27 protein-coding genes are annotated in these 24,523 nt (G+C 67.2%); 13 read left to right on the forward strand and 14 right to left on the reverse strand.

Annotated elements, in window-relative coordinates; all coding sequences use genetic code 11:
• Nucleotides 1-1,824: an aminopeptidase P family protein gene (locus ACFYLW_RS08015; protein WP_312063205.1), complete on the reverse strand. Its 1,824-nt coding sequence runs from the start codon at nt 1,822-1,824 to the stop codon at nt 1-3.
• Between the two features lie 171 nt (nt 1,825-1,995).
• A complete protein-coding gene (locus ACFYLW_RS08020) occupies nt 1,996-2,862 on the reverse strand; it encodes a 50S ribosomal protein L11 methyltransferase (protein ID WP_312063203.1) in 867 nt (288 codons plus the stop codon).
• An 82-nt stretch (nt 2,863-2,944) separates the two neighbouring features.
• Between ACFYLW_RS08020 and ACFYLW_RS08025 the strand changes: the two genes are divergently transcribed.
• Nucleotides 2,945-3,556 carry a hypothetical protein gene (locus ACFYLW_RS08025; RefSeq protein ID WP_313471968.1) on the forward strand — a complete coding sequence of 204 codons (612 nt, stop codon included), beginning with the start codon at nt 2,945-2,947 and terminating at the stop codon, nt 3,554-3,556.
• Nucleotides 3,557-3,640: 84 nt separating this feature from the next.
• Here ACFYLW_RS08025 and ACFYLW_RS08030 read toward each other — a convergent pair whose 3' ends face one another.
• From ACFYLW_RS08030 to ACFYLW_RS08040, 3 genes are all read right to left on the reverse strand, one after another.
• Nucleotides 3,641-3,850, reverse strand: a complete 210-nt coding sequence (locus ACFYLW_RS08030) for a DUF3126 family protein (protein ID WP_105564438.1) — start codon at nt 3,848-3,850, stop codon at nt 3,641-3,643.
• A gap of 92 nt (nt 3,851-3,942) precedes the next feature.
• Entirely contained in the window at nt 3,943-4,764 is an 822-nt protein-coding gene (gene cysE, locus ACFYLW_RS08035; RefSeq protein WP_312065089.1) for a serine O-acetyltransferase, read from the reverse strand.
• Nucleotides 4,765-4,790: 26 nt separating this feature from the next.
• Entirely contained in the window at nt 4,791-5,420 is a 630-nt protein-coding gene (locus ACFYLW_RS08040) for an NUDIX hydrolase (RefSeq protein ID WP_312065088.1), read from the reverse strand.
• A gap of 45 nt (nt 5,421-5,465) precedes the next feature.
• On the opposite strand from ACFYLW_RS08040, the gene ACFYLW_RS08045 reads away from it, so the two are divergent.
• Nucleotides 5,466-6,062 carry a nitroreductase gene (locus ACFYLW_RS08045; RefSeq protein WP_312065087.1) on the forward strand — a complete coding sequence of 199 codons (597 nt, stop codon included), beginning with the start codon at nt 5,466-5,468 and terminating at the stop codon, nt 6,060-6,062.
• 188 nt (nt 6,063-6,250) lie between these two features.
• On the opposite strand, the gene ACFYLW_RS08050 is transcribed toward ACFYLW_RS08045, so the two are convergent.
• Nucleotides 6,251-7,123 (reverse strand): DUF817 domain-containing protein, encoded by an 873-nt coding sequence (locus tag ACFYLW_RS08050; protein ID WP_312065086.1) that lies wholly within the window; start codon nt 7,121-7,123, stop codon nt 6,251-6,253.
• Nucleotides 7,123-7,881, reverse strand: coding sequence for a LytTR family DNA-binding domain-containing protein (locus ACFYLW_RS08055; protein ID WP_312065085.1), 759 nt, complete (start codon nt 7,879-7,881; stop codon nt 7,123-7,125). The genes ACFYLW_RS08050 and ACFYLW_RS08055 overlap by 1 nt, the downstream gene beginning before the upstream one ends.
• 145 nt (nt 7,882-8,026) lie before the next feature.
• On the opposite strand from ACFYLW_RS08055, the gene ACFYLW_RS08060 reads away from it, so the two are divergent.
• Nucleotides 8,027-8,998, forward strand: a complete 972-nt coding sequence (locus ACFYLW_RS08060; RefSeq protein WP_312065084.1) for a prolyl oligopeptidase family serine peptidase — start codon at nt 8,027-8,029, stop codon at nt 8,996-8,998.
• Between the two features lie 149 nt (nt 8,999-9,147).
• On the opposite strand, the gene queF is transcribed toward ACFYLW_RS08060, so the two are convergent.
• Nucleotides 9,148-9,609, reverse strand: a complete 462-nt coding sequence (gene queF / locus ACFYLW_RS08065) for a preQ(1) synthase (protein WP_312065083.1) — start codon at nt 9,607-9,609, stop codon at nt 9,148-9,150.
• Between the two features lie 432 nt (nt 9,610-10,041).
• Between queF and ACFYLW_RS08070 the strand changes: the two genes are divergently transcribed.
• The 4 genes from ACFYLW_RS08070 to ACFYLW_RS08085 all read left to right on the forward strand — a co-directional run bounded on the left by ACFYLW_RS08070 (nt 10,042) and on the right by ACFYLW_RS08085 (nt 12,347).
• The gene (locus tag ACFYLW_RS08070; protein WP_313471966.1) at nt 10,042-10,968 is read left to right on the forward strand and encodes a nitronate monooxygenase family protein; all 927 of its coding nucleotides are present in this window, start codon (nt 10,042-10,044) and stop codon (nt 10,966-10,968) included.
• Nucleotides 10,969-10,998: 30 nt separating this feature from the next.
• The gene (locus tag ACFYLW_RS08075) at nt 10,999-11,694 is read left to right on the forward strand and encodes a TorF family putative porin (RefSeq protein WP_312065081.1); all 696 of its coding nucleotides are present in this window, start codon (nt 10,999-11,001) and stop codon (nt 11,692-11,694) included.
• Nucleotides 11,695-11,747: 53 nt separating this feature from the next.
• A complete protein-coding gene (locus ACFYLW_RS08080) occupies nt 11,748-11,963 on the forward strand; it encodes a hypothetical protein (RefSeq protein WP_312065080.1) in 216 nt (71 codons plus the stop codon).
• A gap of 171 nt (nt 11,964-12,134) precedes the next feature.
• Nucleotides 12,135-12,347, forward strand: a complete 213-nt coding sequence (locus ACFYLW_RS08085; RefSeq protein ID WP_003164457.1) for a cold-shock protein — start codon at nt 12,135-12,137, stop codon at nt 12,345-12,347.
• 79 nt (nt 12,348-12,426) lie between these two features.
• Here ACFYLW_RS08085 and ACFYLW_RS08090 read toward each other — a convergent pair whose 3' ends face one another.
• Genes ACFYLW_RS08090 through ACFYLW_RS08100 form a run of 3 tightly spaced genes read right to left on the reverse strand, consistent with a single transcriptional unit; the run spans nt 12,427 to nt 15,440 of the window.
• Nucleotides 12,427-13,590, reverse strand: coding sequence for a cystathionine gamma-synthase (locus ACFYLW_RS08090; RefSeq protein WP_312065079.1), 1,164 nt, complete (start codon nt 13,588-13,590; stop codon nt 12,427-12,429).
• A gap of 13 nt (nt 13,591-13,603) precedes the next feature.
• Nucleotides 13,604-14,032, reverse strand: a complete 429-nt coding sequence (locus ACFYLW_RS08095) for a hypothetical protein (protein ID WP_312065078.1) — start codon at nt 14,030-14,032, stop codon at nt 13,604-13,606.
• Between the two features lie 4 nt (nt 14,033-14,036).
• Nucleotides 14,037-15,440 (reverse strand): cystathionine beta-synthase, encoded by a 1,404-nt coding sequence (locus ACFYLW_RS08100; protein ID WP_312065077.1) that lies wholly within the window; start codon nt 15,438-15,440, stop codon nt 14,037-14,039.
• Nucleotides 15,441-15,554: 114 nt separating this feature from the next.
• On the opposite strand from ACFYLW_RS08100, the gene rnr reads away from it, so the two are divergent.
• Entirely contained in the window at nt 15,555-17,870 is a 2,316-nt protein-coding gene (gene rnr, locus ACFYLW_RS08105) for a ribonuclease R (RefSeq protein ID WP_312065076.1), read from the forward strand.
• Complete coding sequence (locus ACFYLW_RS08110) at nt 17,867-18,577, forward strand: NUDIX domain-containing protein (protein WP_312065075.1); 711 nt, start codon at nt 17,867-17,869, stop codon at nt 18,575-18,577. The genes rnr and ACFYLW_RS08110 overlap by 4 nt, the downstream gene beginning before the upstream one ends.
• A gap of 18 nt (nt 18,578-18,595) precedes the next feature.
• On the opposite strand, the gene ACFYLW_RS08115 is transcribed toward ACFYLW_RS08110, so the two are convergent.
• Nucleotides 18,596-19,162, reverse strand: coding sequence for a hypothetical protein (locus ACFYLW_RS08115; RefSeq protein ID WP_312065074.1), 567 nt, complete (start codon nt 19,160-19,162; stop codon nt 18,596-18,598).
• Between the two features lie 126 nt (nt 19,163-19,288).
• On the opposite strand from ACFYLW_RS08115, the gene rpmG reads away from it, so the two are divergent.
• Entirely contained in the window at nt 19,289-19,456 is a 168-nt protein-coding gene (gene rpmG / locus ACFYLW_RS08120) for a 50S ribosomal protein L33 (protein ID WP_003164451.1), read from the forward strand.
• A 103-nt stretch (nt 19,457-19,559) separates the two neighbouring features.
• On the opposite strand, the gene ACFYLW_RS08125 is transcribed toward rpmG, so the two are convergent.
• Together ACFYLW_RS08125 and ACFYLW_RS08130 are read right to left on the reverse strand one after the other, a co-directional pair.
• Nucleotides 19,560-20,924 (reverse strand): PleD family two-component system response regulator, encoded by a 1,365-nt coding sequence (locus ACFYLW_RS08125; protein WP_312065073.1) that lies wholly within the window; start codon nt 20,922-20,924, stop codon nt 19,560-19,562.
• A gap of 6 nt (nt 20,925-20,930) precedes the next feature.
• On the reverse strand, nt 20,931-21,296 hold the full coding sequence (locus ACFYLW_RS08130; RefSeq protein ID WP_184273318.1) for a response regulator: 366 nt from the start codon (nt 21,294-21,296) through the stop codon (nt 20,931-20,933).
• 165 nt (nt 21,297-21,461) lie between these two features.
• Between ACFYLW_RS08130 and ACFYLW_RS08135 the strand changes: the two genes are divergently transcribed.
• From ACFYLW_RS08135 to ACFYLW_RS08145, 3 genes are read left to right on the forward strand one after another with little or no spacing between them, the layout of a single operon-like run.
• Nucleotides 21,462-22,718 carry a DNA polymerase IV gene (locus ACFYLW_RS08135; protein WP_390182983.1) on the forward strand — a complete coding sequence of 419 codons (1,257 nt, stop codon included), beginning with the start codon at nt 21,462-21,464 and terminating at the stop codon, nt 22,716-22,718.
• 55 nt (nt 22,719-22,773) lie between these two features.
• Nucleotides 22,774-23,232 (forward strand): RidA family protein, encoded by a 459-nt coding sequence (locus ACFYLW_RS08140; RefSeq protein ID WP_207826529.1) that lies wholly within the window; start codon nt 22,774-22,776, stop codon nt 23,230-23,232.
• A complete protein-coding gene (locus tag ACFYLW_RS08145) occupies nt 23,229-24,461 on the forward strand; it encodes a GNAT family N-acetyltransferase (protein WP_312065071.1) in 1,233 nt (410 codons plus the stop codon). Before ACFYLW_RS08140 ends, ACFYLW_RS08145 begins: the two co-directional genes overlap by 4 nt.
• The last annotated feature ends 62 nt before the right edge of the window (nt 24,462-24,523 follow it).

Below are 24,523 nucleotides of genomic sequence, written 5' to 3' on the forward strand. Positions count from 1 at the left end.
TCAGAGGGGCGCCGTCTGCGCCTTCAGCCATTGCAGCGCCGCCTCATCCTTCTGCACGCCCTCGGCCAGCAGAGGCCCGACCTTGGCCAGAACCTCGGCGTGATAGGCGTCCACATAGGCCCGCTCGTCCGCCGTGAGCAGTTCCACGTCGATCAGACGACGATCCAGCGGCGCCAGGGTCAGTTGCTCGAAGCCGTGCATGGGCCGCTCGCCGCCTGGAACCTGGGCCGGGGCGGTCACGACCTGAAGCGTCTCGATGCGGATGCCCCACTCGCCTTCACGGTAATAGCCCGGCTCGTTCGACAGGATCATGCCCGTCAACAGCGGCTGGTCCGTGCCCCATCCGGCGATGCGCTGCGGCCCCTCGTGGACGCCCAGATACGACCCCACGCCGTGGCCCGTGCCATGGTCGAAATCGAAGCCCGCGTTCCACAGCGGCTGGCGCGCGATGGCGTCCAGCTGGCGCCCGCTGGTCCCGGCGGGGAAGCGGATCACCGCCATGGCGATATGGCCCTTAAGGACCAGGGTGAACATCCGGCGCTGATCGGCCGTGCCCTCGCCGATGGCCATGGTGCGGGTCACGTCCGTGGTCCCGTCCAGATACTGACCGCCGCCGTCCACCAGCAGCAGCGAACCCGTCTCCATCGGCCGGATCTTGGCCCCGACCGGCTTGTAGTGCGGCAGGGCGCCGTTCGGACCGACCCCGGCGATGGTGTCGAAGGACAGGTCCTTCAGCATCCCGGTCGCCTCGCGGAAGCCCTCCAGCGCCTCGACCACCGCCCGCTCGTCCGGCAGCTCCCTCTGCGCGACCGTATCGACCCAGTGCAGGAACCGCGTCAGGGCCGCGCCGTCGCGGATGTGGGCCTGACGGCTGCCCTCGATCTCGACGGCGTTCTTCTGGGCACGCGGCAGGGCGCAGGGGTCCATGCCGCGCACGATGGCGGCGCCTGCCGTTTCCAGACGATCGAAGTACCAAGCCGAGGACACGGCCGGGTCGATCAGCACCTTGCAGCCCGACAGGGCGTCCAGCGCGTCCGGCAGCGCCTCGGGCGCTTCCAGCGTCACGGCGTCGCCCAGCCAGCCGGGCAGTTCGTTCGTCACCTTGGCGGGATCGAGGAAGACCTTGGCCGTGCCGTCGGCCTTCACCACCGCCTGCCCCAGCGGCAGGGGCGTGCGGATCACGTCGCCGCCGCGAATGTTGAACAGCCAGGCCAGCGACGACGGCGAGGTCAGCACCGCCACGTCGGCGCCCTTGGCGGCGATCGCCTGACCGATGCGGGCGCGCTTCAGCGCGGCGTTCTCGCCGGAATAGCGGTCCTCGTGCGGGACCACCGGGGCCTGCGGCTGGGCCGGGCGGGCGTCGCCCCAGGCCAGGTCGATGGGATTGGGCTCGACCGCCTTCAGCGTCGCCCCGGCCTTCTCGACCGCCGCGCGCAGGGTCGCCAGGGCATCCGGGCTGTGCAGACGCGGGTCATAGCCGATGACCGAACCGGCGCTCACGCCCTCCAGCCAGGCGGCCAGCCTGTTCAGCTCGACCCGCTCGAACAGGGCCGGGTCGGTCTGGGCCTTGGCCTGGACCGTGTAGCGGCCGTCGACGAAGACCGCGGCCCTGTCCATCAGCACCACGCCCGCTCCGGCCGAGCCGGTGAAGCCGCTGACCCACGCCAGCCGCTCATTGGCGTCGGGCAGATATTCGTTCTGATGCTCGTCCTCGTGCGGGACCAGCAGACCGTCGAGGCCCTGCTCGGCCATCTTGGCCCGCAGCAAGGGCAGGTGCTTGGCCCCGAAGGACGGATCGGTGGTTTCGTCGAATGTCTGGCGCATATTGTTCCTTATCCCTTCTCCCCTTGTGGGAGAAGGTGGGCGCCGGAGGCGCTCGGATGAGGGGGTTCTATCAGCGAGCAAGACGGGAAGGCTGTGCGCGAAGCCGGCCTCCCCTCATCCGTCTCGCTGCGCGAGCCACCTTCTCCCACAAGGGGAGAAGGAAATTGATCCCTACTTCTTGCGAAGCTGCAGCGCCGTCCATGCATCATGATGGATCGTCTGCTCGACCACGAAGCCCAGCGGCAGATAGGCTTCCAGAATCCGCTCTTCCTGCGTGCGCAGCAGGCCCGACAGGATGGCGACCCCGCCCGACTTCAGCGCCTGGCCGATCTCGGGCGCCAGGAACACCAGCGGCGCGGCCAGGATGTTGGCGAAGACCAGATCATAGGGCGCGTGCTGGGCGATGCGCGCATCGCTCAGGCCGTCGGCGAAATAGAACTCGCACTTGGCGTCGTTGATCTGGGCGTTCTCGTTGGCGATGCGGGCCGAGGGCTCGTCGATATCGGTGCCGACGGCGATGGGCGAACCCGTCTTGGCTGCGGCGATGGCCAGCACGCCCGTGCCGCAGCCGACGTCCAGCACCTTCTCGAAGCGCTCGGTCGCCAGCAGGTTGTCGAAGGCTTCCAGGCAGCCGACGGTCGTGCCGTGGTGGCCGGTGCCGAAGGCCGCGCCCGCGTCGATCTTCAGATTGACCCGACCCTCGGGGATCTTGCCCTGATCGTGGGCGCCATAGACGAAGAAGCGCCCCGCCTCGACCGGCGGCAGGCCCGACAGGCTCATGGCCAGCCAGTCGGCGTCGGCCAACTTCTCGACAATGACCTCCAGGCCCGGCGTCGCGCGCAGGATCTCGGCGATGCCCTCGGCTTCCTCATCCGTGGTCGGGAAGGCGTCGATGCGCCAGACGCCCTTGTCCTCGTCCTCTTCGAGGATCGAGTAGGTCGCGTTTTCCAGCAGGGGGTTGGCGTCGATGGCGGCGGCGGCGGCTTCGGCCGGGGCGCGATCACCGCGTGCGATCACCTGAACTGCGGACTCGGACATTTCTCAAACACCGTTATTATGACGAATCGCAACGTGTGCGGGCGTACGGAATGCCCGTGTCCATCTAGGGGTCGGGGTATCCATGGCTAAAGCACCGTCTGAGTCGAAATCTTCTACGCCGAAAGCGGCGCCTGCCGCTTCCAAGCCGAAACCGGCGGCAAAGTCGAGCGCTGCGGCGCCCAAGGCCGCTGCAAAACCGAAGGCCGCGCCGAAAACCGCCGCGCCCAAGGCCGCTGCCGCCAAGCCCGCCGTGAAGGCCGCTGCGCCCAAGGCGGCCGCCAAGCCCGCCGCCGCCAAGGCTGCGCCGAAGGCCGCTGCGAAACCCGCCGCCGCCAAGGCCCCGGCGACGAAGGCTCCGGCCGCCAAGGCCGCCGCGCCCAAGGCGGCAGCGAAGCCCGCTGCTCCGAAGGCCGCCGCCAAGCCCGCCGCGCCGAAGAAGACTGCGGCCCCCAAGGCTGCTGCGCCGAAGGCCGCCGCCGCTCCCAAGCCGGTCGAGGCGCCCAAGCCCGCCGTCGCCGCGGCTCCGGCTCCGACGCCCGCTCCGGCCGCCGCCGCGCCCGCCCCGGCCCCCAAGCCGGTCGAAGCGCCCAAGCCCGCCCCCACGCCGGCGACTTCGGCCCCGCAACCGGCTGCCGCCGCTGCGCCTCAGCCCGAAAAGAAGAAGGGCTTCTTCGCCCGCCTCTTCGGCTGGTGATCGCCTGAAACGACAAAAGGCCGGAGGGTTCGCCCCTCCGGCCTTTTTCGTGCGTGCTTTCCAGAGAACCTCTGGAAACCGCCCTTAGTCCTGCGGCAGGTCTTCGGCCAGAATCGCCATCTCGAACATGAACGAGCCGGCCTCGTCCTCGTCCTCGAACACCACGCCGATGAACTCGTCATCGACATAGACTTCGGCGGAGTCGGCGACCTTGCGGGCCTTCACCTTGATGCCGCCGTGGTTGAAGGTGCGCTTCAGGTGCGTCTCGACGCGCTTCAGATCGGATTCTTTCACGGGGTAGCCTCGTTGGTGTCGTTGACGGCGGAACCTAGAGAAGCCGCCTCCTCATGGGAAGCCCGCGTATCGGGCGTCCACAGGCGGCGCGATCAGATCACGAAATCATAGGCGATGTCGGCCAGGGTGTGGTCCATGGTCCGGGCGGGCGCAGCGTCGGTCGGGCAGTTGACCACGCGCGCCGGCACCCCAGCCACCGTGCAGCCCGCTGGAACCGGCTTCAGCACCACCGACCCCGAAGCCACCTTGGCGTAGTCTCCAACCACGATATTGCCCAGCACCTTGGCTCCCGCGCCCAGCAGGACGCCGCGTCCGATCTTGGGGTGACGGTCGCCGCGCTCGGCCCCGGTCCCGCCCAGGGTCACGGCGTGCAGCATGGAGACCTCGTCGCCGACCACCGCCGTCTCGCCGATGACGATGCCAGTGCCGTGGTCGAGGAAGACCCCCGAGCCGATCCGCGCCGCCGGGTGGATGTCCAGCTGGAACAGTTCTGAAATCCGGCTCTGGAAGTGAAACGCCAGGGTGTCGCGCCCCTGCCCCCACAGCCAGTGCGCCACGCGCCAGGCCTGAAGCGCCTGGAACCCCTTGAAATACATGAAGGGCTGCAACAGCGACCGGATCGCCGGGTCACGGTCCTGCACCGCCTTCAGGTCGGCTTCCGCCGCCGCCAGGATGCCGGGATCGGCGGCGAAGGCCGACAGGGCCACCTCGCGCAGCGACATGGCCCCCAGTTCGGCGTCGCCCAGCTTGCGCGCGATCTGGAAACTCAACGCGCCTGCGAAATCATCATGCGCCAGCACCACCGCATTCAGCTGCGACGCCAGACGCGGCTCCTCGCGCGCGGCGTCCTCTGCCGCAGCGCGCAGTTGCGTCCACAGGTCCGGCTGTTGCGGCACGATTTCCAGCTTGGCCATCGGCCCTCCGTTCTCAGGCGGCGATCCTACGCCCCCAGCATGGCTCGCGCCAGCGCGGCGGGCAGCTCGCCTTCCCGCGCCATATGGTAGGCCTTGAAAGCCGTCGCCACCGTCAGGCTGTCGCGCACCGCCCCGCGCTCGATCTCGCGCAACAGCTCGCGGAAGGGCGCCCGCACCGACACGATCACCTCGGTCGGGTCGGGGTCCACCGGAACCGCGCTCAGCCCCCAGGCCACCCAGGTCATGGCCCGTTCGTCGGTGATCGAGTTGGACAGGTCCATGTCCAGCGCCGCGCGCCAGTGTTCCGCCGCCAGCCCCGCTTCCTCGGCCAGTTCGCGGCGCACGGCGTCGAACGGGTCCTCGTCCATCGGCGCCCCGCCTTCCGGCATTTCCCAGGAATAGCGCATCAGGGTGAAGCGGTGCTGCCCTACCAGGGTCACCGTCCCGTCCTCATGCAACGGCAGGACCCCGGTCCCCACGTTCCTGGGCCGCATGACCACATAGTCGGCCGGCGCCCCGGTCGGGGCCGTCGCCGGGTGCCGCGTCACCCGCATCCACGGCGTGTCGATCAGGACGCTGTCGCCATGGCTCTGCCATTTCGGCGTCTCGGGCAGGTTCTCGGCCCAGCGAGGCTTGATGACGGGAATATCGTGCATGCTTCCGCTATGGCGCCGGGCGCGATGAAATCCTAGCTAGACGGCATGACCGATCTGAACGCCGCCCTGCCCCTGCCCGTCCGCTCCGACGCCCTGCTGACCCGTCTGGCCAACCGCCGCTCGGCCTCGGCCCAGCTTCTGAGCGCCCCCGGTCCGTCCGAGGCCGAGATCGAGCAGATCCTGCATCTCGGCGCCCGCACCCCCGACCACGGCAAGCTCTTCCCCTGGCGCTTCGTCGTCCTGGGCCCGCAGAGCCGCGCCGACCTGTCCGAGGCCCTCGCCGCCCTGGCCGAAACGCAAGGCCGCGTCGACAAGGACCTGGCCGTCCTGGCCAAGCTGGCCAATCCGCCCCTGACCATCATGGTCGTCTCCACGCCTATTCAGGGCCATAAGGTCCCTGTCTGGGAACAGCAACTGTCCGCCGGCGCTGTCTGCATGAACATCGAACACGCGGCCGACGCCCTGGGCTATTCGGCCAGCTGGATCACCGACTGGTACGCCTACGACCCCGCCGCCGTCGCCCTGTTCGGCGTCAGGGACGGCGAGACCATCGCCGGCTTCATCCACCTGGGCACAGTCGCCGAAGCCCCCCTGGAACGCCCCCGCCCCAACATGGCGCACAAGGTCGAGCGGCGGCCCTAACCTTCAATCCTCCCCTGCTCGCGGGGGAGGGGGACCATGCGCAGCATGGTGGAGGGGGCAAGATCAGGCGACACGGCTTCAACTTGGGCGCCGCTCCAACTGGCTTGAGGTCGAGCGCGCATCCGCCCCCTCCACCACCTTCGGCGGTCCCCCTCCCCCGTTGCACGGGGGGGGATCAAAAGCGGCGCCTAGCGCCCCTCCACCTCCGGCCGGTGCACCAGCGACACCAGCACCACCGAGATGATCATCAGCAGGAACCACGCCCCCAGCTTGTTCAGGCTGACCATCTCCCAGCCGTCCGCCTGCCCCGGATAGACCCAGGCCCGCGCAAACGTCCCCAGGTTCTCGGCGAACCAGATGAACAGGGCCACCAGCCCATAGCCCAGCAGCAGCGGCATCGACCGCCGCCGCCGGTCTGCGGTGAAGTAAAACCAGCCCCGCCCGAACAGCAGAGCCGTCGCTATGAACAGCGCGATCCGCACGTCCGGCAGCCAGTGATGGGCGAAGAAGTTGACATAGACAGCCGCCGCCAGAACCCAGGTCGTCCACAGCGGCGGATACCCCCGCACCCGGATATGGAAGATGCGCTGCACCCGCGCGATATAGCTGCCCACCGCCGCATACATGAAGCCCGAGAACAGCGGCACCGCCCCGATCCGCAACAGCGAGTCCTCAGGGTAGATCCACGACCCGTGATAGGTCTTGAACAGCTCCATGATCGTCCCGGCGATGTGGAACAGGAAGATGACCCGCGCCTCCTCCCAGCTCTCCAGCCTGAAGGCCAGCATCAGCCCCTGAATGGCCAGCGCCCCGATCACCAGAAAGTCGTAGCGCGACATCGGCGCCTCGCCCTCAGGCCAGATGACCGGCCACAGCAGATGCGTCCCGACCAGCAGCGCCAGCATGGCCCCGCCGAACAGACAGGCCCACCCCTGCTTCAGCCCGAACCACAGGAACTCATAGCCATACCCCCGCCACCGCCCCCGATCCGCCCACGCCTCCGCGCGGGTCATCAGACGACGGCCCCAGGCTTCGAGCGGGAGACGGGAGGATGGGGTCATCACGTCAGCCAGCCTTCCTCGCGCAGGGCGCCGACCCGGGCGCGCGACACCGGCGCCTCCAGCCCTCCGGTCAGACGCAGCCGCGTGTTGCGTCCATCCTCGACCACGCCCACCACGCCCGCGCGCGCCACCCACCACGAGCGATGGGTCTGCGTCCCGTCCACGTCCTTCAAGCCCGCCATGGCCTGCGACAGGGACATCAGCACCAGGGCCGACCCCTGCGGCGTATGCACCCGCACATAGTGATCCTCCATCTGCAGGCACAGCACGGTCCGCCCCAGCCTGGCCGGCAGGCGGTCACGCGGATCAGCGGATTCGGCGTCCGACTTGGTCGCCGTCGCCTCGCGCGACCGCGTCGCCCACATCATGCCCACGGTGGCCAGGGCGCTGATCACCAGCCCCTGCCCGTACCATTCCAGCCAGCCGACCTGCCCCACCACCGGCCACAGCCGCACCGCCAGGGTCCGACTTAGCAAGACCGGCAGCAGGGTCAGCACGGCCACCGCCGGCGGCGTCCAAATCCACGCCGAAATCCTCCGCGCCTCGGCCCAGCGCGCCAGGAGCGGCAGGCTGACGCCGAAGGCCAGCCACCCGGCCCACAGACAGACCACCCAATAGGCCGTCCGCACCGGCAGGGTCCCACTGAGATAGCTGCCGAACGGCCCGATAATCCCCAGCGCCAGCCCCACGGAGGTCGAGACGGCGAAGCCCACGGCCGCCGCCCGCCATCGCCTGTCCTTCAGTCCCCACGAATCCATTCGCTCAGACTAGCAAGCGTCGCCGCCGATGACAGCCGTTCGCCGGGCCACGAACCCGTTCGCCCATTCGCCCATATCCGCTGGCGCAGCGGCGTTCCGACGCCTCACACAGCCTCATCACCTTTCGCCATGAGGCCCACACGAAATGAACACCGCCGCCCTGATCGCCGCCGCCTCCGTCCTGCTGGGCGCCTGCGCCGCGACCGCCGCGCCAGCCCCGGTCGCCCCGCCGCAAGCCGCCGACCCCATGATCCGCGACGGCGTGATCGCCGCGCGCCTGAGCATCCCCGACGGCGATCAGCCTGCCATCGAGGCGGGCTTCTGGGTTCCGACCGATGAAGCAGCAAAACCGCGTCCCTTGATCGTCATCTCTCACGGCAACGGGGGCGACTTCCGAAGCCACCACGACACAGCGATGGCCCTGGCCAAGGCCGGCTTCGTCGTCGTCGCCCTGACCCATACCGGCGACAATTGGCGCGACCAGAGCCGCGCCACCGACCTCGTCGGCCGCACGCGTCAGGTGTCGGTGGTGATCGACTACATGACCCGGGACTGGAGCGCCCGCGCCGGGATCGACGCGGATCGCATCGGCGCCTTCGGCTTTTCCGCCGGAGGGTTCACGGTTCTGGCGGCGGCAGGCGGCGACCCCGACCTCGGCCGGCTGGCCGACCACTGCCGCGCCAACCCCGGTTTCTACGACTGCCGCCTGATCGGCCAGCACGCCGGCACGATAAAGGACGGCGGCGCCGCCCCGCGTCTGCCCCACGACGCCCGCATCAAGGCCCTGGCCGTCGCCGCCCCCGCCCTGGGCTTCACCTTCACGAAAGAGGGCCTGAGCAAGGTCACCCAGCCGGTCCAGCTGTGGCAGGCGGGCGCCGACCAGATCCTGCCCGCCCCCTTCTATGTCGAGCCGGTCCGCGACGCTCTGCCCGTCGCGCCCGAATACCGACGCGTCGAGGGCGCCGCCCACTTCGACTTCCTGCCGCCTTGCGCGCCCCAACTGGCGGCCGCGGCCCCTATGATCTGCAAACCCACGCCCGGCTTCGACCGCGCGGCCTTCCACGAAACCCTGAACCGTGAGGTGGTCCGCTTCTTCAGACAGAAGCTTTCGCATTGATTTCACCCGTCATTCTCGGGCTTGTCCCGAGAATCCATAGACACGACGGCTGAAGGTCAAGACGCGGCCCTTCGCCTATTCCCCGTTGAGTCTCTGGATCCCCGGCACAAGGCCGGGGATGACGGCAGGAGGGAGGAAGAGACCGCCCCTCACCCCCGCCCGCGATAGGTCGCCACGCCCTGATCGGGCAGCCAGACGCCTTCGATAGGCGCGCCGGTTTGCCAGAAGACGTCGATGGGGATGCCGCCGCGCGGGTACCAGTAGCCGCCGATGCGCAGCCATTTCGGTTGCAGCAGATCGGCCAGGCGCTTGCCGATGGCCACGGTGCAGTCCTCGTGGAAGGCGCCGTGGTTGCGGAAGCTGGTCAGGTACAGCTTCAGGCTCTTACTTTCGACCAGCCAGTCGCCGGGCACATAGTCGATGACGATATGGGCAAAGTCGGGCTGGCCCGTCACAGGGCACAGGCTGGTGAACTCGGGCGCGGTGAAGCGCGCCACATAGTTGGTGTCAGCGTGCGGATTGGGCACGCGTTCCAGCACCGCCTCTTCGGGATTGGTCGGGGCGGCGGTCTGGGCGCCGAGCTGGGACAGGCTGTCGGTATAGTGCGTCATGCCCGCCATTTAGGCGCTTGGCCCGCCAAAGAAAATCCTGCCGCCGCGCGGGCGTTTCGACAATCGGCCTGGCGCCCTTCCCCGCCGTGGTAGGATGCGGGGTGTGGACGGATCGGCCTTGAGGGGGATTTCAGACGATTCAGACGAATTGGACTCAGTTTTTTGGCGCGCCGAACCCTGCCCTTCTCCCCTTGTGGGAGAAGGTGGGCGCCGGAGGCGCTCGGATGAGGGGTGTCGGCGCGCGGCTCGAAACCCATAGACCAAACCGAATGCCTGACCTTTCGTCGGAGCGCTCACACCCCTCATCCGTCAGGCTCCGCCTGCCACCTTCTCCCACAAGGGGAGAAGGACGCTGAGTGCATTGCCTTCCCCCGCGACACCCGGTTAGCGTCCCTTAAAACAACCCGCAGAAACCATCCCAGGAAACGACCCGTGGCCATTCCCGCTTCCCTGCAGTCCGGCCTGAAGCTGCCGGTCATCGCCTCGCCCATGTTCCTGGTGTCCGGCCCGGATCTGGTGGTCGAGGCCTGCAATGCGGGCGTGATCGGCACCTTTCCCTCGCTGAACCAGCGCACGACCGAGGGCTATCGGGACTGGGTGCAAGAGATCAAGTCGCGGCTGAAGCCTGACGCCGCTGCGTTTGGCGTCAACCACATCGTTCATCCGACCAATCCGCGCCTGATGGCCGACATGATGGTCTCGGTCGAAGAGAAAGTGCCGCTGATCATCACCTCGCTCGGCGCGGTGCGTGACGTGGTGGACGCGGTCCACGGCTACGGCGGCGTCGTCTTCCACGACATCGCCAATGTCCGCCATGCGCGCAAAGCCGCCGAGGCCGGCGTCGACGGCCTGATCCTGGTCGCCAACGGCGCGGGCGGTCACGCAGGCGTGGTGAACCCCTTCGCCCTGATCAACGAGGTCCGCAGCTTCTATGATGGGACCATCATCCTGGCGGGCTGCATCTCGACGGGTCAGGACGTGGCCGCGGCCCTGATGATGGGCGCCGACTTCGCCTATATGGGCACCCGCTTCATCGCCACGGCCGAGAGCGCGGCCCAGCCCCACTACAAGGACCTGATCGTCCAGTCCGGCTCGGCCGACATCACCTATACGCCCGCCGTCTCGGGCATCCCGGCCAACTTCCTGACCCCGTCGCTGATCGAGAACAAGATCGATCCGAAATCCCTGCCCGAGCACAAGCTGGACATGAACGAGGAAGCCAAGGCGTGGAAGACCATCTGGTCGGCGGGGCAAGGCTCCGGTTCGATCCACGACAGCCCCACTACGGCTCAGCTTGTGGCGCGGTTGGCGGACGAGTTTTCACAGGCCTGTGATAAATTCGACAAGAAGCGCCTCTAGGAGCGGCCTCGTCGCTTAACGAGGCCCCTCATGCTCCGCACCCTGACGAACGCCGCCCTTCTCGCCGCCGCCCCCCTGGCCCTGCTGGCCTCCGGGGCCCGTGCTCAGGATGCGGGCAAATGGTCCTTCTCGGCCGGGGCCGCGACCGACAACCGCTCCAAGGCGGCGTCCAAGTCCGACGGCAACCCCTTCGTCTATGGCGCGGCGGGATGGGAAAGCGCCAGCGGCCTCTTCTATGGTTCGGGCGGTCTGGAGACCATCGACGGCGGCGGCTCCAGGCTGGAGTCCGAGCTGGTGGCGGGCGTCCGCCCCGAGTTCGCCGGATTCGACTTCGACCTGAACGTCGCCCACAAGAACCGCTTCGACGCCGACCCGGGCTATGACAACGACGCCTGGGAATTCACCGCCGACATGAAGCGCTCGATCGGCCCGGCCAGCGCCCGCCTGCGGCTGCAGCACTCGCCCGACGGCACGGGCTCGACCAAGGCCTGGACCTGGGTCGCCCTGCGCGGCGGCTGGGACTTCACCGACAAGCTGAACGTCTCGGCCGAGGTCGGCCATCGCGATCAGGACAACAGCATCGACTACACCGGCTGGAACGTCGGCGGCGCCTACGCCCTGACGCCCAAGGTCGAGCTGGACCTGCGCTGGCACGACACCGACGCCGACGTTCCGGGCGAGCAGTACAAGGGCGCCCTGGTGGCCGGGATCAACTTCTCGTTCTGATTTCCTGACCGCTGAAAGGTGGCCATTCGGCGGAAAGTCCCTAGGTTAAGGCCATGACTTTCCGCCCCACGACCCTTGAACGGGCCTATCAACTGGCTGAAAGCGGCGCCTGTCGCACGGTCAGCGACGTCAAACAGGCCCTCCAGAGCGAGGGCTATGACCGCATTCAGGACAGCCTGTACGGCGGTACCATCACCGCCGCCCTGCGCAAGCGCTGTCAGGAGAACTACATCGGCGGCGCGATCGCTGAGCAGGAAGAAGACGCCTGAAAGCAGGGGTCTTGCTTTGGACGCGATTGCCGTTCATTTTAGTAATGTCGATCTCTCTGCGTAACGCTGCTGCCCCTTTGCTCTGCGCACCGAGGACTAGGCCGATCCATTCAGACCCGACAGGCCAAGGGGGCTCTTCCCTGAGGTCAACGACTAGCGGAGGTCCTGAAAATGGCTACCGGCACTGTGAAATGGTTCAACTCCACCAAGGGCTACGGCTTCATCCAACCGGATGACGGCGGCAAGGACGTCTTCGTCCACATCTCAGCCGTCGAGCAAGCCGGCCTGCGTGGCCTCGACGAGAACCAAAAGGTCTCGTACGAAATCGAGCGCGACCGTCGCTCGGGCAAGGAATCGGCCGGTCAACTGAAGACCGAAGGCTGATTTCGGCCTCGTCAGGGTTCTAGCCCAGACGAAGAAATCGAAGGGGCGCTCCGGTCAGCCGGAGCGCCCCTTTTTCGTATCAGCAAAGCGCCTGATCCAGATCCGCGATCAGGTCGTCGATGTCCTCGACCCCGACCGACAGGCGGATCAGGTTGTCGGTGACTCCGCCCGCCTCGCGCACGTCCTTGGGCACGGATGCGTGGGTCATGATGGCCGGGTGGTTGACCAGGCTCTCCACGCCGCCCAGGGACTCGGCCAAGGTGAAGACCTGCACCCGCTCCAGCACCCGCTTGGTGCGCTCCAGGTCGCCGTCGATCAGCACCGTGACCATGCCGCCGAAACGGCCGTTCATCTGGCGCGCGGCCAGATCGTGCTGCGGGTGGCTGACCAGGCCCGGATAGATGACCTTGGCCACGCCAGCCCTGTCTTCCAGCCAACGGGCCACGGCCATGGCGTTCTCGTTGTGCGCCTTCATGCGCAGGCCCAGGGTCTTCAGCCCCCGATTGGCCAGGAAGGCGTCGAACGGCCCCATGACGCCGCCGATGGAGTTCTGCAGGAACTTGATCTGGGCCGCCATCTCGGCGTCCTTGGCCACCAGAACCCCGCCGACGATGTCAGAGTGGCCGTTCAGATACTTGGTCGCCGAGTGCATGACCACGTCGGCGCCCAAGGCCAGCGGCTGCTGGCTCCACGGCGTGGCGAAGGTGTTGTCCACCACCAGGATCAGCTTGTGCGCCTTGGCGATCTTCGACAGGGCCTCGATGTCGGCCAGTTTCATCAACGGGTTGGTGGGAGTCTCGACCCACAGCATCCGCGTCTTGTCGGTGATCGCCGCCTCGACCGCCGCCAGGTCGGTCAGGTCGATATAGCTGAAGTCCAGCCCCATCGACCGACGGCGCACCCGCTCGAACAGCCGCCACGAGCCGCCGTACAGGTCGTCGCCAGTGACGACGTGCGCCCCGGCGTCCAGCAGCTCCAGCGCCGTCGAAGTCGCCGCCATGCCCGAGCCGAAGCCAAAGGCCTGAACCCCGCCTTCCAGATCGGCGATGCAAGCTTCAAACGCCTCGCGCGTCGGGTTCTTGCCGCGCGCGTATTCATAGCCCTTGTTCACGCCCGGGCTTTCCTGGGCATAGGTCGAGGTGGCGTAGATCGGCGTCATCACCGCGCCCGTGGTCGGGTCGGGCTTCTGGCCGGCATGGATGGCGCGGGTCGAGAAACCCTGGCTGTTTTTCAGGTCAATCACTGGATTTCTCTCATCAAAGGTCAAAACCGGGATGGAGGTCGGTTCGCGGTTCGCACTCGACCCAACCATTGTCTGACAGGCGGTCCTGCAGCCGCCGATCCTCAATAGTGAATTCGATCTGGCTGCCGATCGGCGCTCCGAGATCGGACAAGATATCTCTGAGCAGGACGCGAACCGCGTCCAGATTCTCTGCCTCGATATCAATGCCAGTCAGCTCAATCTTCCGAACCCCGTTCTCGTCCGGCGGTGATTGCATTGTGCCACCGCCGCTCACGTAGCCCAGATTGCGAATCTTGAGCTGCTCCTCAATCGGGTCTTCGAAAAGATAGTGACGCTCGACAGGCTGCACGTCGCCCGGCATCCGCACATAGATAAAGCTAGTGGAAGGTTGCGACTGCTGAACGCCTTCGACGCCGCCGAACAGCTTCTTTAGCCACGACATGGGCCTACCGGTTCAGGCTGAGGTGGTTAATCAGGTCGGTGCGGGCAATCAGGCCGACGAAGGTCTCGCCGTCCAGGACGATGGCCACACGGTCGCGGTCGAAGATCGGGATCAGGGCGTCCAGCGTCTCGCTGACCTGCAGGGTGTCCAGATCGCGCGTCATGGCCGAGGACACCGGCTTGGCGAAGCGTTCCTTCCGGGTGATCTCGTCGGTGTTCATGATGTGGACGATGTCGCTCTCGTCCAGAATACCGACCAGGCGGCCGTCCTGAATGACCGGCAGTTGCGACACGCCGTCGCCCTTCATCCGCTTGAAGGCGGTGTCCAGGGTGTCGTCGGGGCCGATCACGACCACGTCGCCATTGGCGTATTTGCGCGTGATGAGGTCCGACAGGTCGCCGTGCAGCTCGCGCTGGGTCAGACCCTGATCGGCCAGCCAAGCGTCGTTATAGACCTTGGACAGGTACTTGGCGCCCGTGTCGCAGACGAAGGTCACGACCCGCTTCGGCTCGGTCTGCTCGCGGCACCAGCGCAGGGCCGTGGCGATCAGGGTGCCCGACGACGAGCCCGCCAGAATGCCTTCCTTCAACAGCAGCTCGCGCACCGTGGCGATCGCCTCGGAGTCCGGGATGGAATAGGCCATGTCGATCAGTTCGGGATCGGCGGTGTCCGGCATGAAGTTCTGGCCGATGCCTTCAACGGCATAGCTGCCGTCGGGCCCCGCCACACCCTCGTTGACCAGGCCCGCCAGGGCCGAGCCGACCGGGTCGGCCAAAATGATCTTGGCGTTCGAGCCCTGCGACTTGAAGTATTGCGCATTGCCCGTGATCGTCCCGCCCGAGCCGATGCCGGCGACAAAGGCGTCGATCTGGCCGTCCATCTGCTCAAAGATTTCGGGGCCGGTCGTCTTGAAGTGGGCCGCGGTGTTGGCGTCGTTGGCGAACTGGTTGACGAAGTAGCCGCCCGGAATCTGCTGGGCCAGACGCTCAGCCATGTCGGTGTAGTATTCGGGGTGGCCGTGCGGCACGTCCGAACGGGTCAGGCGCACGTCTGCCCCCATGGCGCGCAGGTGCTGGATCTTCTCCTTCGACATCTTGTCGGGGATGACCAGCAGGACCTTGTAGCCCTTCTGCTTGCCGACCAGCGTCAGGGCCAGACCCGTATTGCCTGCGGTGGCTTCCACGATGGTTCCACCCGGCTTCAGCCAGCCGGCCTTCTCGGCCGCCTCGATCATCGACAGGGCGATGCGGTCCTTGATGGAGCCGCCCGGATTCTGGCTCTCCAGCTTCAGGAACAGACGGCAGGGGCCGGTGTCGATCCGCGTCACCTCGACCATGGGCGTCTTGCCGATCAGGTCCAGCAGCGTGCCGACAGGACGGAACAGGACGGGGGCGTCGGACATGGACATGCGGAAGGCTCCGGAGAAGGCGTGTTCAGATGCGGAAGCTGGGCGTCGTCGGCTTCATGGTCAACTCGCGCAAGTTTTCACCCATTTGGCCCGAAGCGCATTACATAGGGCGCAATGACCAAGACGCCGAAACGCCCCGCTGCGGGCCTGCCCGACAAAGACACCCTGATCGCCTTCCTGCGGGAAGCCGGCGAGGCCCAGAAGGCCGACATCGCCCGCGCCTTCGGATTGAAGGGCGTGGAACGCCGCCAGCTGCGTGAGATGCTGAAAACGCTGGAGGCCGAAGGCGCACTGGGCAAACGCGGCCGCAAGGGCTTTTCCGAGGCCGGCGCCCTGCCCCCGGTCGGCGTGGCCGACGTGGTGGATCGCGACGCGGACGGCGAGCTGTACGTCGAGTTGGTCAAGGGCGGCGAGGACGCGCCGCGCGCCCTGCTGCTGCCCGACCGCGAGGGCAAGAGCCCGGCGCCCGGCGTCGGCGACCGGCTGCTGGTCAAGTTTTCGCGCGGCGCCGAGGGCTGGGAGGCCCGGCTGGTCAAGCGGCTGGACGCCGGAACCAACCGTGTTCTGGGAGTGATCCGCAAGTCGGCGCGCGAGACCCGCGTTGAGCCGGTCGACAAGCGCTCCAAGGACGTCCTGCTGATCCCCTCGGCGGTGGCGGGCGACCTGCGCGACGGCGACCTGGTGCTGGCGTCGATCGAAAAGGGCGACCACCGTTACGGTCCCAAGCGCGGCAAGATCCTCGAGACCATCGGCCGCGAGGATGATCCCCGCGCCGCCTCCATCATCGCCATCCACGCCCACGGCCTGCCGACCGGCTTCTCGGAACTGGTCGAGCGCGAAGCCGAGGATCAGGCCCTGCCGACGCTCAAGGGGCGCGAGGACCTGCGCGAGGTGCCCTTCATCACCATCGATCCGGCCGACGCGCGCGACCATGACGACGCCGTCTACGCCGAGCGCGACACGGACCCGAAAAACCCCGACGGCTGGATCGTCTGGGTCGCCATCGCCGACGTCGCCGCCTATGTCCGTCCCGGCTCGGCGCTGGACCGCGAGGCCCGCGACAAGGGCAACTCGACCTACTTCCCCGACCGCGTCGAGCCCATGCTGCCGGAGATCCTGTCCAACGGCCTGTGCAGCCTGAAGCAGGGCGAGAACCGCGCCTGCATGGCCGTGCGCATGATCTTCGACAAGGACGGCAAGAAGACCGGGCACAAGTTCATGCGCGGCCTGATGCGGTCGCAGGCCAAGCTCAGCTACGAACAGGCCCAGGCCGCCATCGACGGTCAGCAGGATGATGTGACGGGCCCGATCATGGACGCCATCCTCTATCCCTTGTGGAACGCCTATTCGACCATGCTGAAGGGCCGCGAGCGCCGCAGCCCCCTGGCCATCGAAAGCCCCGAGCGCCGCGTCATCATGGCCCCCGGCGGCGGCATCGCCGCCATCGAGCCGCGCAAGTCGCTGGAGGCTCACCGCCTGATCGAAGAGATGATGATCCAGGCCAACGTCTGCGCCGCCGAGACGCTGGAGAAGACGCGCACGCCGCTGATCTATCGCGTCCACGAAACGCCCAGCCAGGAGAAGATCTTCAACCTGGCCGACTTCCTGCACACCATCGGCAAGCCGTGGAACAAGGGCGAGTCGCCGAACACCAAGCGGTTCAACAAGCTGCTGGACGAGACCCGCGACGGCCCGCACGCCGAGGTGGTCAACGAGGTGGTCCTGCGCACCCAGATGCAGGCCATTTACTCGCCGGACAACGTCGGCCACTTCGGTCTGCACCTGGACCGCTACGCCCACTTCACGTCGCCGATCCGGCGCTATTCCGACCTGATCGTCCACCGCGGCCTGATCCGCGGCCTGAACCTGGGCTCGGACGGCCTGACGGATCGTGAGATCGCTGAACTGGACGGCATCGCCGAACACGTCACCGAAACCGAGCGCCGTTCCATGGCCGCCGAGCGCGACGCCATGGACCGCTACATCGCCGCCTTCCTGGAAGACCACGTCGGCGCGACCTTCAGCGGACGGATCACCGGCGTGACCCGCTTCGGCCTGTTCATCCGCCTGGACGAAACGGGCGCCGACGGTCTGGTCCCCGTATCCTCGCTCGGCAACGAGTATTTCACCCACGACGACCGCGCCCACGCCCTGATCGGCGAACGCACGGGACAGCGCTACACCCTGGGTCGGCGCGTCGAGGTGCGTCTGGCCGAGGCCACGCCGGTCACCGGCGGTCTGGTGCTGGAGATGCTGTCCGACCCCGAACCGCGCGATCCCAATGCTCCGGCCCCGCGCTACGGCGTGCGCGGACGCGGCGGCGACCGTCCGCCGACACGCGGAAAAGGCCGCCCGGGCGGCCCCAAACCTCGCAACGGCGGCAAGCCGTCGGGCGGGCTGAAAGGGGTGCGCAAGGGCAAGCGGCGGTGAAATCCGCCGCTCCCTTCGATTCCGCTCAGGACCTGGCCGACGCACCGCGCACCGGCGGCGCGCAACGGCCCAGGGACGCCGCCACATTGATCCTGACGCGGGGCGCGAAGCGGCCGGAAGTGCTTATGGGTCGCCGCGCGCCCGGTCACGTCTTCATGGCCTCGAAGTGGGTCTTTCCCGGCGGGCGCATCGACCGCTCCGACTTCACCGCCGCCTCGACCGGCGAACTGTCATCGGACGCGGCTCGACGGCTGGAAGCGGAAATGCCCGCCCGCCGCGCCCGAGCCCTGGCTCTGACGGCGGTGCGCGAAACCTTCGAGGAAACCGGCCTGATCCTGGGTCGCCCCGCCGCGCCGGCCTCGGTCGCAGGCCCGTGGCGCGAGTATCGTCAGGCCGGCGCCCTGCCCGATCTATCGGTCCTGTCCTACGTGGCCCGCGCCATCACGCCGCCGGGCCGCTCACGCCGGTTCGACGCCCGCTTCTTCATGGCTCCGGTCGAGGCCCTGCGCGATCCCGACCGGATCGAGGGTTCGGGCGAACTGGACGAGATCGCCTGGCTGCCGTTGGACGAAGCCCGCGCCCTGGACCTGCCCGCCATCACGCGCTTCGTCCTGGGCGAGATGGCCGAGCGCCTGGCCCACCCCGACCGCCCCCTGCCCTTCGTGCGCATGGTGCGCGGCCGTCATGTGGTCGAACACAGGCCCTGACGGCCCGCAGAAGCCTTGCTAATGGGCGACCGGCTTCTTCAGGTCGAACTCGACGCGGAAGTGGCGGTTGGGACGACGCAGCTCATAGGCGAACATCCGGCCCGGATGGACCTCCATCGCCCAGGTGTTGGTGGTCGAGACCGTAGCGTTGTTGGCGTTGAACAGATCGATGGATTCCTGATCGACCGGGAATTCCTGACGCTCGGCCGTGCCCGCGCCCGCCGTGTCGCCGCCGTACCAGTGCAGCGTGTCGGTCGTGCCGTCATCATGGCGGTGATCGTGCTTCAGACGCAGACCGGTGGCGGTGCGCGTCACCACCCAGGTGCGCGAGCGATCCGCGCCGACCCAGAAGGGAATGCGAATCTCTTCGGCCGAGCAGTCGCGCACATGCATCAGCAGGCGCTGGCTGGCGAAATCCGAATCGGCGGCGTCGGTGGTGACCACCCGGCCCTCGAATCTCTGGCCGCACAGGGCGCTCAGATTCTTGAAGAAGGCGTCCTGAGGCGTGTCCGCACGGGCGGCGGCGGGCAAGGACGACAGGGTCAGGGCGGCGGCCGCGAGGGCGATCGAGGTCAGGGCTTTCATTTCATCACCCTAACCGTTAGGAGGCTTTCCTCAACGCGACATCGCGGGCGTTGACTTTGGTCAGCGCCTGAGTATGTTCCGCGCCTCTCGTTTCATGCGGCTTTCGCCGTCGCAAAGGTAATTCCGATGGCCAAACCGGCTTCCATCAAGATCCGCCTGAACTCCACCGCTGACACCGGCTTCTTCTACGTGACCAAGAAGAACGCCCGTACGATGACCGAAAAGATGGTCGTCAAGAAGTACGACCCGGTCGTCCGCAAGCACGTCGAGTTCAAGGAAGGCAAGATCAAGTAAGGGCTTAATCGCCCGAGCCCCAGGGCTCGCTTGACTGCAGAATTCGAAACGCCCGGCTTTTCAGCCGGGCGTTTTTCGTCGTGCGTGCAAGAGGAAGAACGGCTCAGGCCGCGCGGGCCACGACCTTGTTGCGGCCCGAGGCCTTGGCCTCATAGACGCCCTCGTCCGCCCGCTTCAGCAGGGCTTCCGGCGTGTCTTCCGTTCCCATGGTCGCGGCCACACCGACCGAGACGGTGATGTTCAGATGCGCGTTTCCGTCCATGACGCGGAACGGCGCGGCGCCGACATCCCGCCGGATCCGTTCGGCGATGCGGTGCGCATCCTCCAGCGTCGTGCCAGGCATGACCACCACGAATTCCTCGCCGCCGAAGCGGCACGGCAGGTCCACCGCGCGGACATTGGTCGCCAGCCGCACGGAAAACTCGCGCAGCACCTCGTCCCCGGCGTCATGGCCAAAGCCGTCGTTGACCGCCTTGAAGTGGTCGATGTCCAGCACCAGCACCGCCACCGGCTCGCCGCCGCGATTGGTCCGCGCCACCAGCGGCTGAAGCTGATTCGTCATGTAGCGACGATTGTGCAGACCGGTCAGGGCGTCGGTGACGGCCATCTCCAGGCTGTGGTCCAGCTTTTCGCGCAGGAAGTCGCCGTAGCGCTTGCGCCGCACCTGTGTGCGCACTCGCGCTGACAGTTCCTCGGGATCGACCGGACGGGTCAGGATGTCGTTGGCGCCGAGTTCGAGCGCCTTCAACAGGCGCGGCCGATCCTGCGAATCGACGAGGGCCAGGATCGGCAACCGCCGCGTCGGCTCCTTGGAACGGGCCTGGGCGATCAGCCTCAACCCGTCGAAGCCATCGGATGTCACATTGACGATCATCAGATCGACCGAGCCGCGCGCCGCCTCCAGAGCCGCTACGGGATCCGCCTCGACCAGCGGCCTGTGCTCGATCGCCAGCTCCTGCGCCACCTTGGCGGCCTGAAGCTCATTGTCATCGACGACCAGAACCCGCCCGCCGGAACCCTTGAGCCGCGCCACGCCCGCCGTGTCGACGCCGACGCGCCGCCCGCTCTCCTCGCGCTCGCGCAGTTCGTCCATGACCATCTTCAGCCGGGTCAGACTCTTGACCCGCGCCATCAGGATAACGTCGTCCAGCGGCTTGGTCAGGAAGTCGTCGGCGCCGGCCTCAAGTCCACGAATCCGGTCATGCCGTCCGTCCAGCGCCGTCACCAGAACCACCGGAATATGCCGCGTCCGGGGATCGTCCTTCAGGCGCCGACACGTCTCGAACCCGTCCATGCCCGGCATCATGACGTCCAGCAGGATCAGGTCGGGCTGCTCCGACGTGGCCAGAGCAATCGCGCTGAGCCCGTCACCGCAGGTTAGGGCGTCGTAATATTCAATCGTCAGCTTGGCTTCGAGCAGTCGGACATTCGTCTCGACATCGTCCACGACCAGGATGCGCGCGCTCATGCCGCCCTACCCCAGATGTTTGCGGATCGTCTCGAGGAACGACACCACCGAAATGGGTTTGGAGATATAGGCCTCGCAACCACCCTGTCTGATCCGCTCCTCATCGCCCTTCATGGCGAAGGCGGTAACGGCGATGACGGGGATATGGTTCAGCTCTTCGTCGTCCTTGAGCCACTTGGTCACTTCCAGGCCTGAAATTTCCGGCAACTGGATATCCATCAGGATCAGGTCAGGGCGATGCTGGCGCGCGATGGCGAGCGCCTGCAGCCCTTCGCGGGTCTGCAGGGTCTCGTAGCCCTGGGAATCAAGCAGATCATGAAAAAGCTTCATGTTCAGCTCGTTATCCTCGACGATGAGGACTTTCTTGGACATCCGCCACCCGGCTGTTTCGCCAATAATTCGCGCCGCTGCGCAGGGCTTTTCGCCTTCTTCGGATGCACTGTGGCGCGCGCAGTCTTAAGTTGAGATGAAGCTGACATTTCTCATTGCGCCATCGTGCTTCGCACTGCTTGAGCGCCGACGGAGTTCAATTTGCCCCTGAAGGCTGTCTGCCGCGACTGCCTGTGGACCGGCGACCGCAAGGTCGAACGGTGTCCGTCGTGCGCCTCGCGCCGGGTGATCGCCCACGATGAACTCGGTGAGTTGACCATCGCCCACCTGGACTGCGACGCCTTCTACGCCTCAGTGGAAAAGCGCGACCGGCCTGAGTTACGCGACATGCCGGTCATCATCGGCGGCGGCAAGCGCGGCGTGGTCTCGACCGCCTGCTATGTGGCCCGCCTGCATGGCGTCGGCTCGGCCATGCCCATGTACAAGGCGCTGAAGGCCTGTCCCGACGCGGTCGTCATCAAGCCGGACTTCAAAAAGTATGTGGCCGAGAGCGAGCGCATTTTCGGCGCCGTCGGCAAGCTGACGCCCCTGGTCCAGACCCTGTCGCTGGACGAGGCCTGGATCGACCTGTCGGGCACCGAGCGCCTTAACGGCGGCCCGCCCGCCTTCCAGCTGATCCGCCTGCAGAAATGGATCGAGGACGAGACCGGCCTGACCGTCTCCATCGGACTGACCCCCAACCGCTTCCTGGCCAAGATCGCCTCGGAGCTGGACAAGCCGCGCGGCTTCTCCGTCATCGGCGCGACGGAGGCGAAAGACCTGCTGGCCTCGCGCCCGGTCAACATCCTGCCCGGCGTCGGCCCCGTGTTCGGCCGCACCCTGCGCTCGGACGGATTCGCCACCGTCGGCGATCTGGCCGCCGCCGATGTCAAGGATCTGATCCGCCGATATGGCGAGACGGGCCTGCGGCTCTACGATCTCAGCCACGCCCGCGACGCCCGCCCCGTCCGCCCAGACCACGACCGACGCGGCATGAGCGCCGAGACCACCTTCAACGACGACCTGACCAGCGCCGACGACCTGGAGGCCGAGTTGTGGCCCCTGTGCGAGAAACTCGCGTCCAAGGCGCGACGCGACGGCGTGGCCAGCCGCGTGGTGGTGCTGAAACTGCGCAAGGCCGACTTCAAAATCGTCACCCGCCGCATCACCCTGGCCGAGCCGGTGCAGACGGCGCGGGTGCTGTTTTCGGCGGGGCGTGATCTGCTGAAACCCGAATTGGGTGAGCCCTATCGCCTGATCGGCATCGGTCTGGCCGAGATCGCAGAGGCAGCCGCCGCCCCCACCGGCCTGTTCGCCACCGCCGAGACGCGCGCCCTGAAAACCGAGACCGCCATCGACGCCCTGCGCGAGAAATTCGGCGCCGCCGCCGTGGTCGCGGGCCGGGCGCTCAAGAAGCCCGGATGACGCCGCCCGTCTGGCGCGCTAAACCCCGCTCGAACCCCTCAACGGAGTCTCCGACATGAGCATCCACGCCCGCATCGCCGAACTCGGCATCACCCTGCCCGAGCCCGCCAAGCCGGTCGCCAGCTACGTCTCCTACGTCCGCACGGGCAACCAGATCCTGATCTCGGGCCAGTTGTCGAACGACGCCAACGGCGGCATCAAGGGCACCGTCGGCGTCGACGTGACCCCGGAACAGGCCGCTGAGGCCGCCCGCCTGTGCGGCATCAACCTGCTGGCCCAGATAAACGCCGCCGTGGACGGCGACCTGGATCGCGTCGTCCGCATCGTCAAGCTGGGCGCCTTCGTCCAGGCTGGCCCGGATTTCGAGGCCATCCCGGCCGTCGTCAACGGCTGCTCGGACCTGATGGTCCAGGTCTTCGGCGACGCGGGCAAGCACGCCCGTTCGGCCGTCGGCGTCTACAAGCTGCCGCTCGGCTTCGCCGTGGAAATCGACGCCATCATCGAGGTGAAGTGAGCTTCACGCTTCAGGTCAACGACGGGATCGCCGACATAGGCCGGGACGCGTGGGACGCCTGCGCGGCCCCGACCGGCGATCCCTTCGTCTCCTACGACTTCCTGCACGCCTGCGAGGCGTCCGGCAGCGCCGTCCCGTCCCAGGGCTGGGCGGCGCGCCACCTGTCCCTGCATGGCGACGACGGCGCCGTGATCGGCGTCATGCCCCTCTATCTGAAGGGCCACAGCCAGGGCGAATACGTCTTCGACCACAGCTGGGCCGACGCCTATCAGAGGGCGGGCGGCCGCTACTATCCCAAGCTTCTGGGCGCCGTGCCCTTCACGCCCGCGACCGGGCCGCGTTTTCTGGTGAAACCTGTCACCCCGGAAGACGCGCAGCGGCTATCCGGGGCCGCCCAAGACGCCGACGACACCGCTCATGGCGGTCCCGGCTCTGCGCTTCGCTCCGGCCGGGATGACGCCATCAGGGAAGCCCTGCTGCAAGGCGCCCTGACCTTGGTCGAGCGCCTCGGCGTCTCGTCACTGCACGTCAACTTCCCGACCGAGCTGGAATGGCGCGCCATGACCGAGGCGGGCCTGCTGCCGCGCCGCGACATCCAGTTCATCTGGCGCAATGAGGGCTATCAGACCTTCGACGACTTCCTGGCCGCCCTGTCGTCCAATCGGAGGAAGACCATCCGCCGCGAACGACGCGAGGCGCAAGCCGGGCTCGACATCCGCATCCTGACCGGCGCCGACATCACCGAGGCCCACTGGGACGCCTTCTTCGCCTTCTACATGGACACCGGCGACCGCAAATGGGGCCGCCCCTATCTGACGCGCGACTTCTTCGCCCGCGTCGGGGCCAGCATGGCCGACCGCATCGCCCTGGTCATGGCCTTCAGGGATGACACGCCCATAGCCGGGGCGCTGAACTTCATCGGCCGCGACGCCCTCTATGGCCGTCAGTGGGGCGCGCTGGAGGAGGTGCCCTTCCTCCATTTCGAGCTCTGTTATTATCAGGCCATCGACTTCGCGATTTCGCGCGGCCTGTCGCGCGTCGAGGCGGGCGCCCAGGGCGAGCACAAGATCGCGCGCGGCTACCTGCCCTCCCCTGTCTATTCCGCCCACTGGATCGCCGACCCGGCCCTGCGCGATCCGGTCGCCCGCTATCTCGACAATGAGCGGCGGGCGGTCGAGGCGGAGATGGAAGCGATGACGACTGAGCTGTCGCCTTATCGCAAAGGCTGACATTTGGTCGCGACCGACGCAAAGTCAGGAACTCTCGACCGGGCAAGGCGCTTCCCATGTGA

Origin of the sequence: Brevundimonas sp. NPDC007368, assembly GCF_042869015.1 — a bacterium.
GTDB lineage: Bacteria > Pseudomonadota > Alphaproteobacteria > Caulobacterales > Caulobacteraceae > Brevundimonas.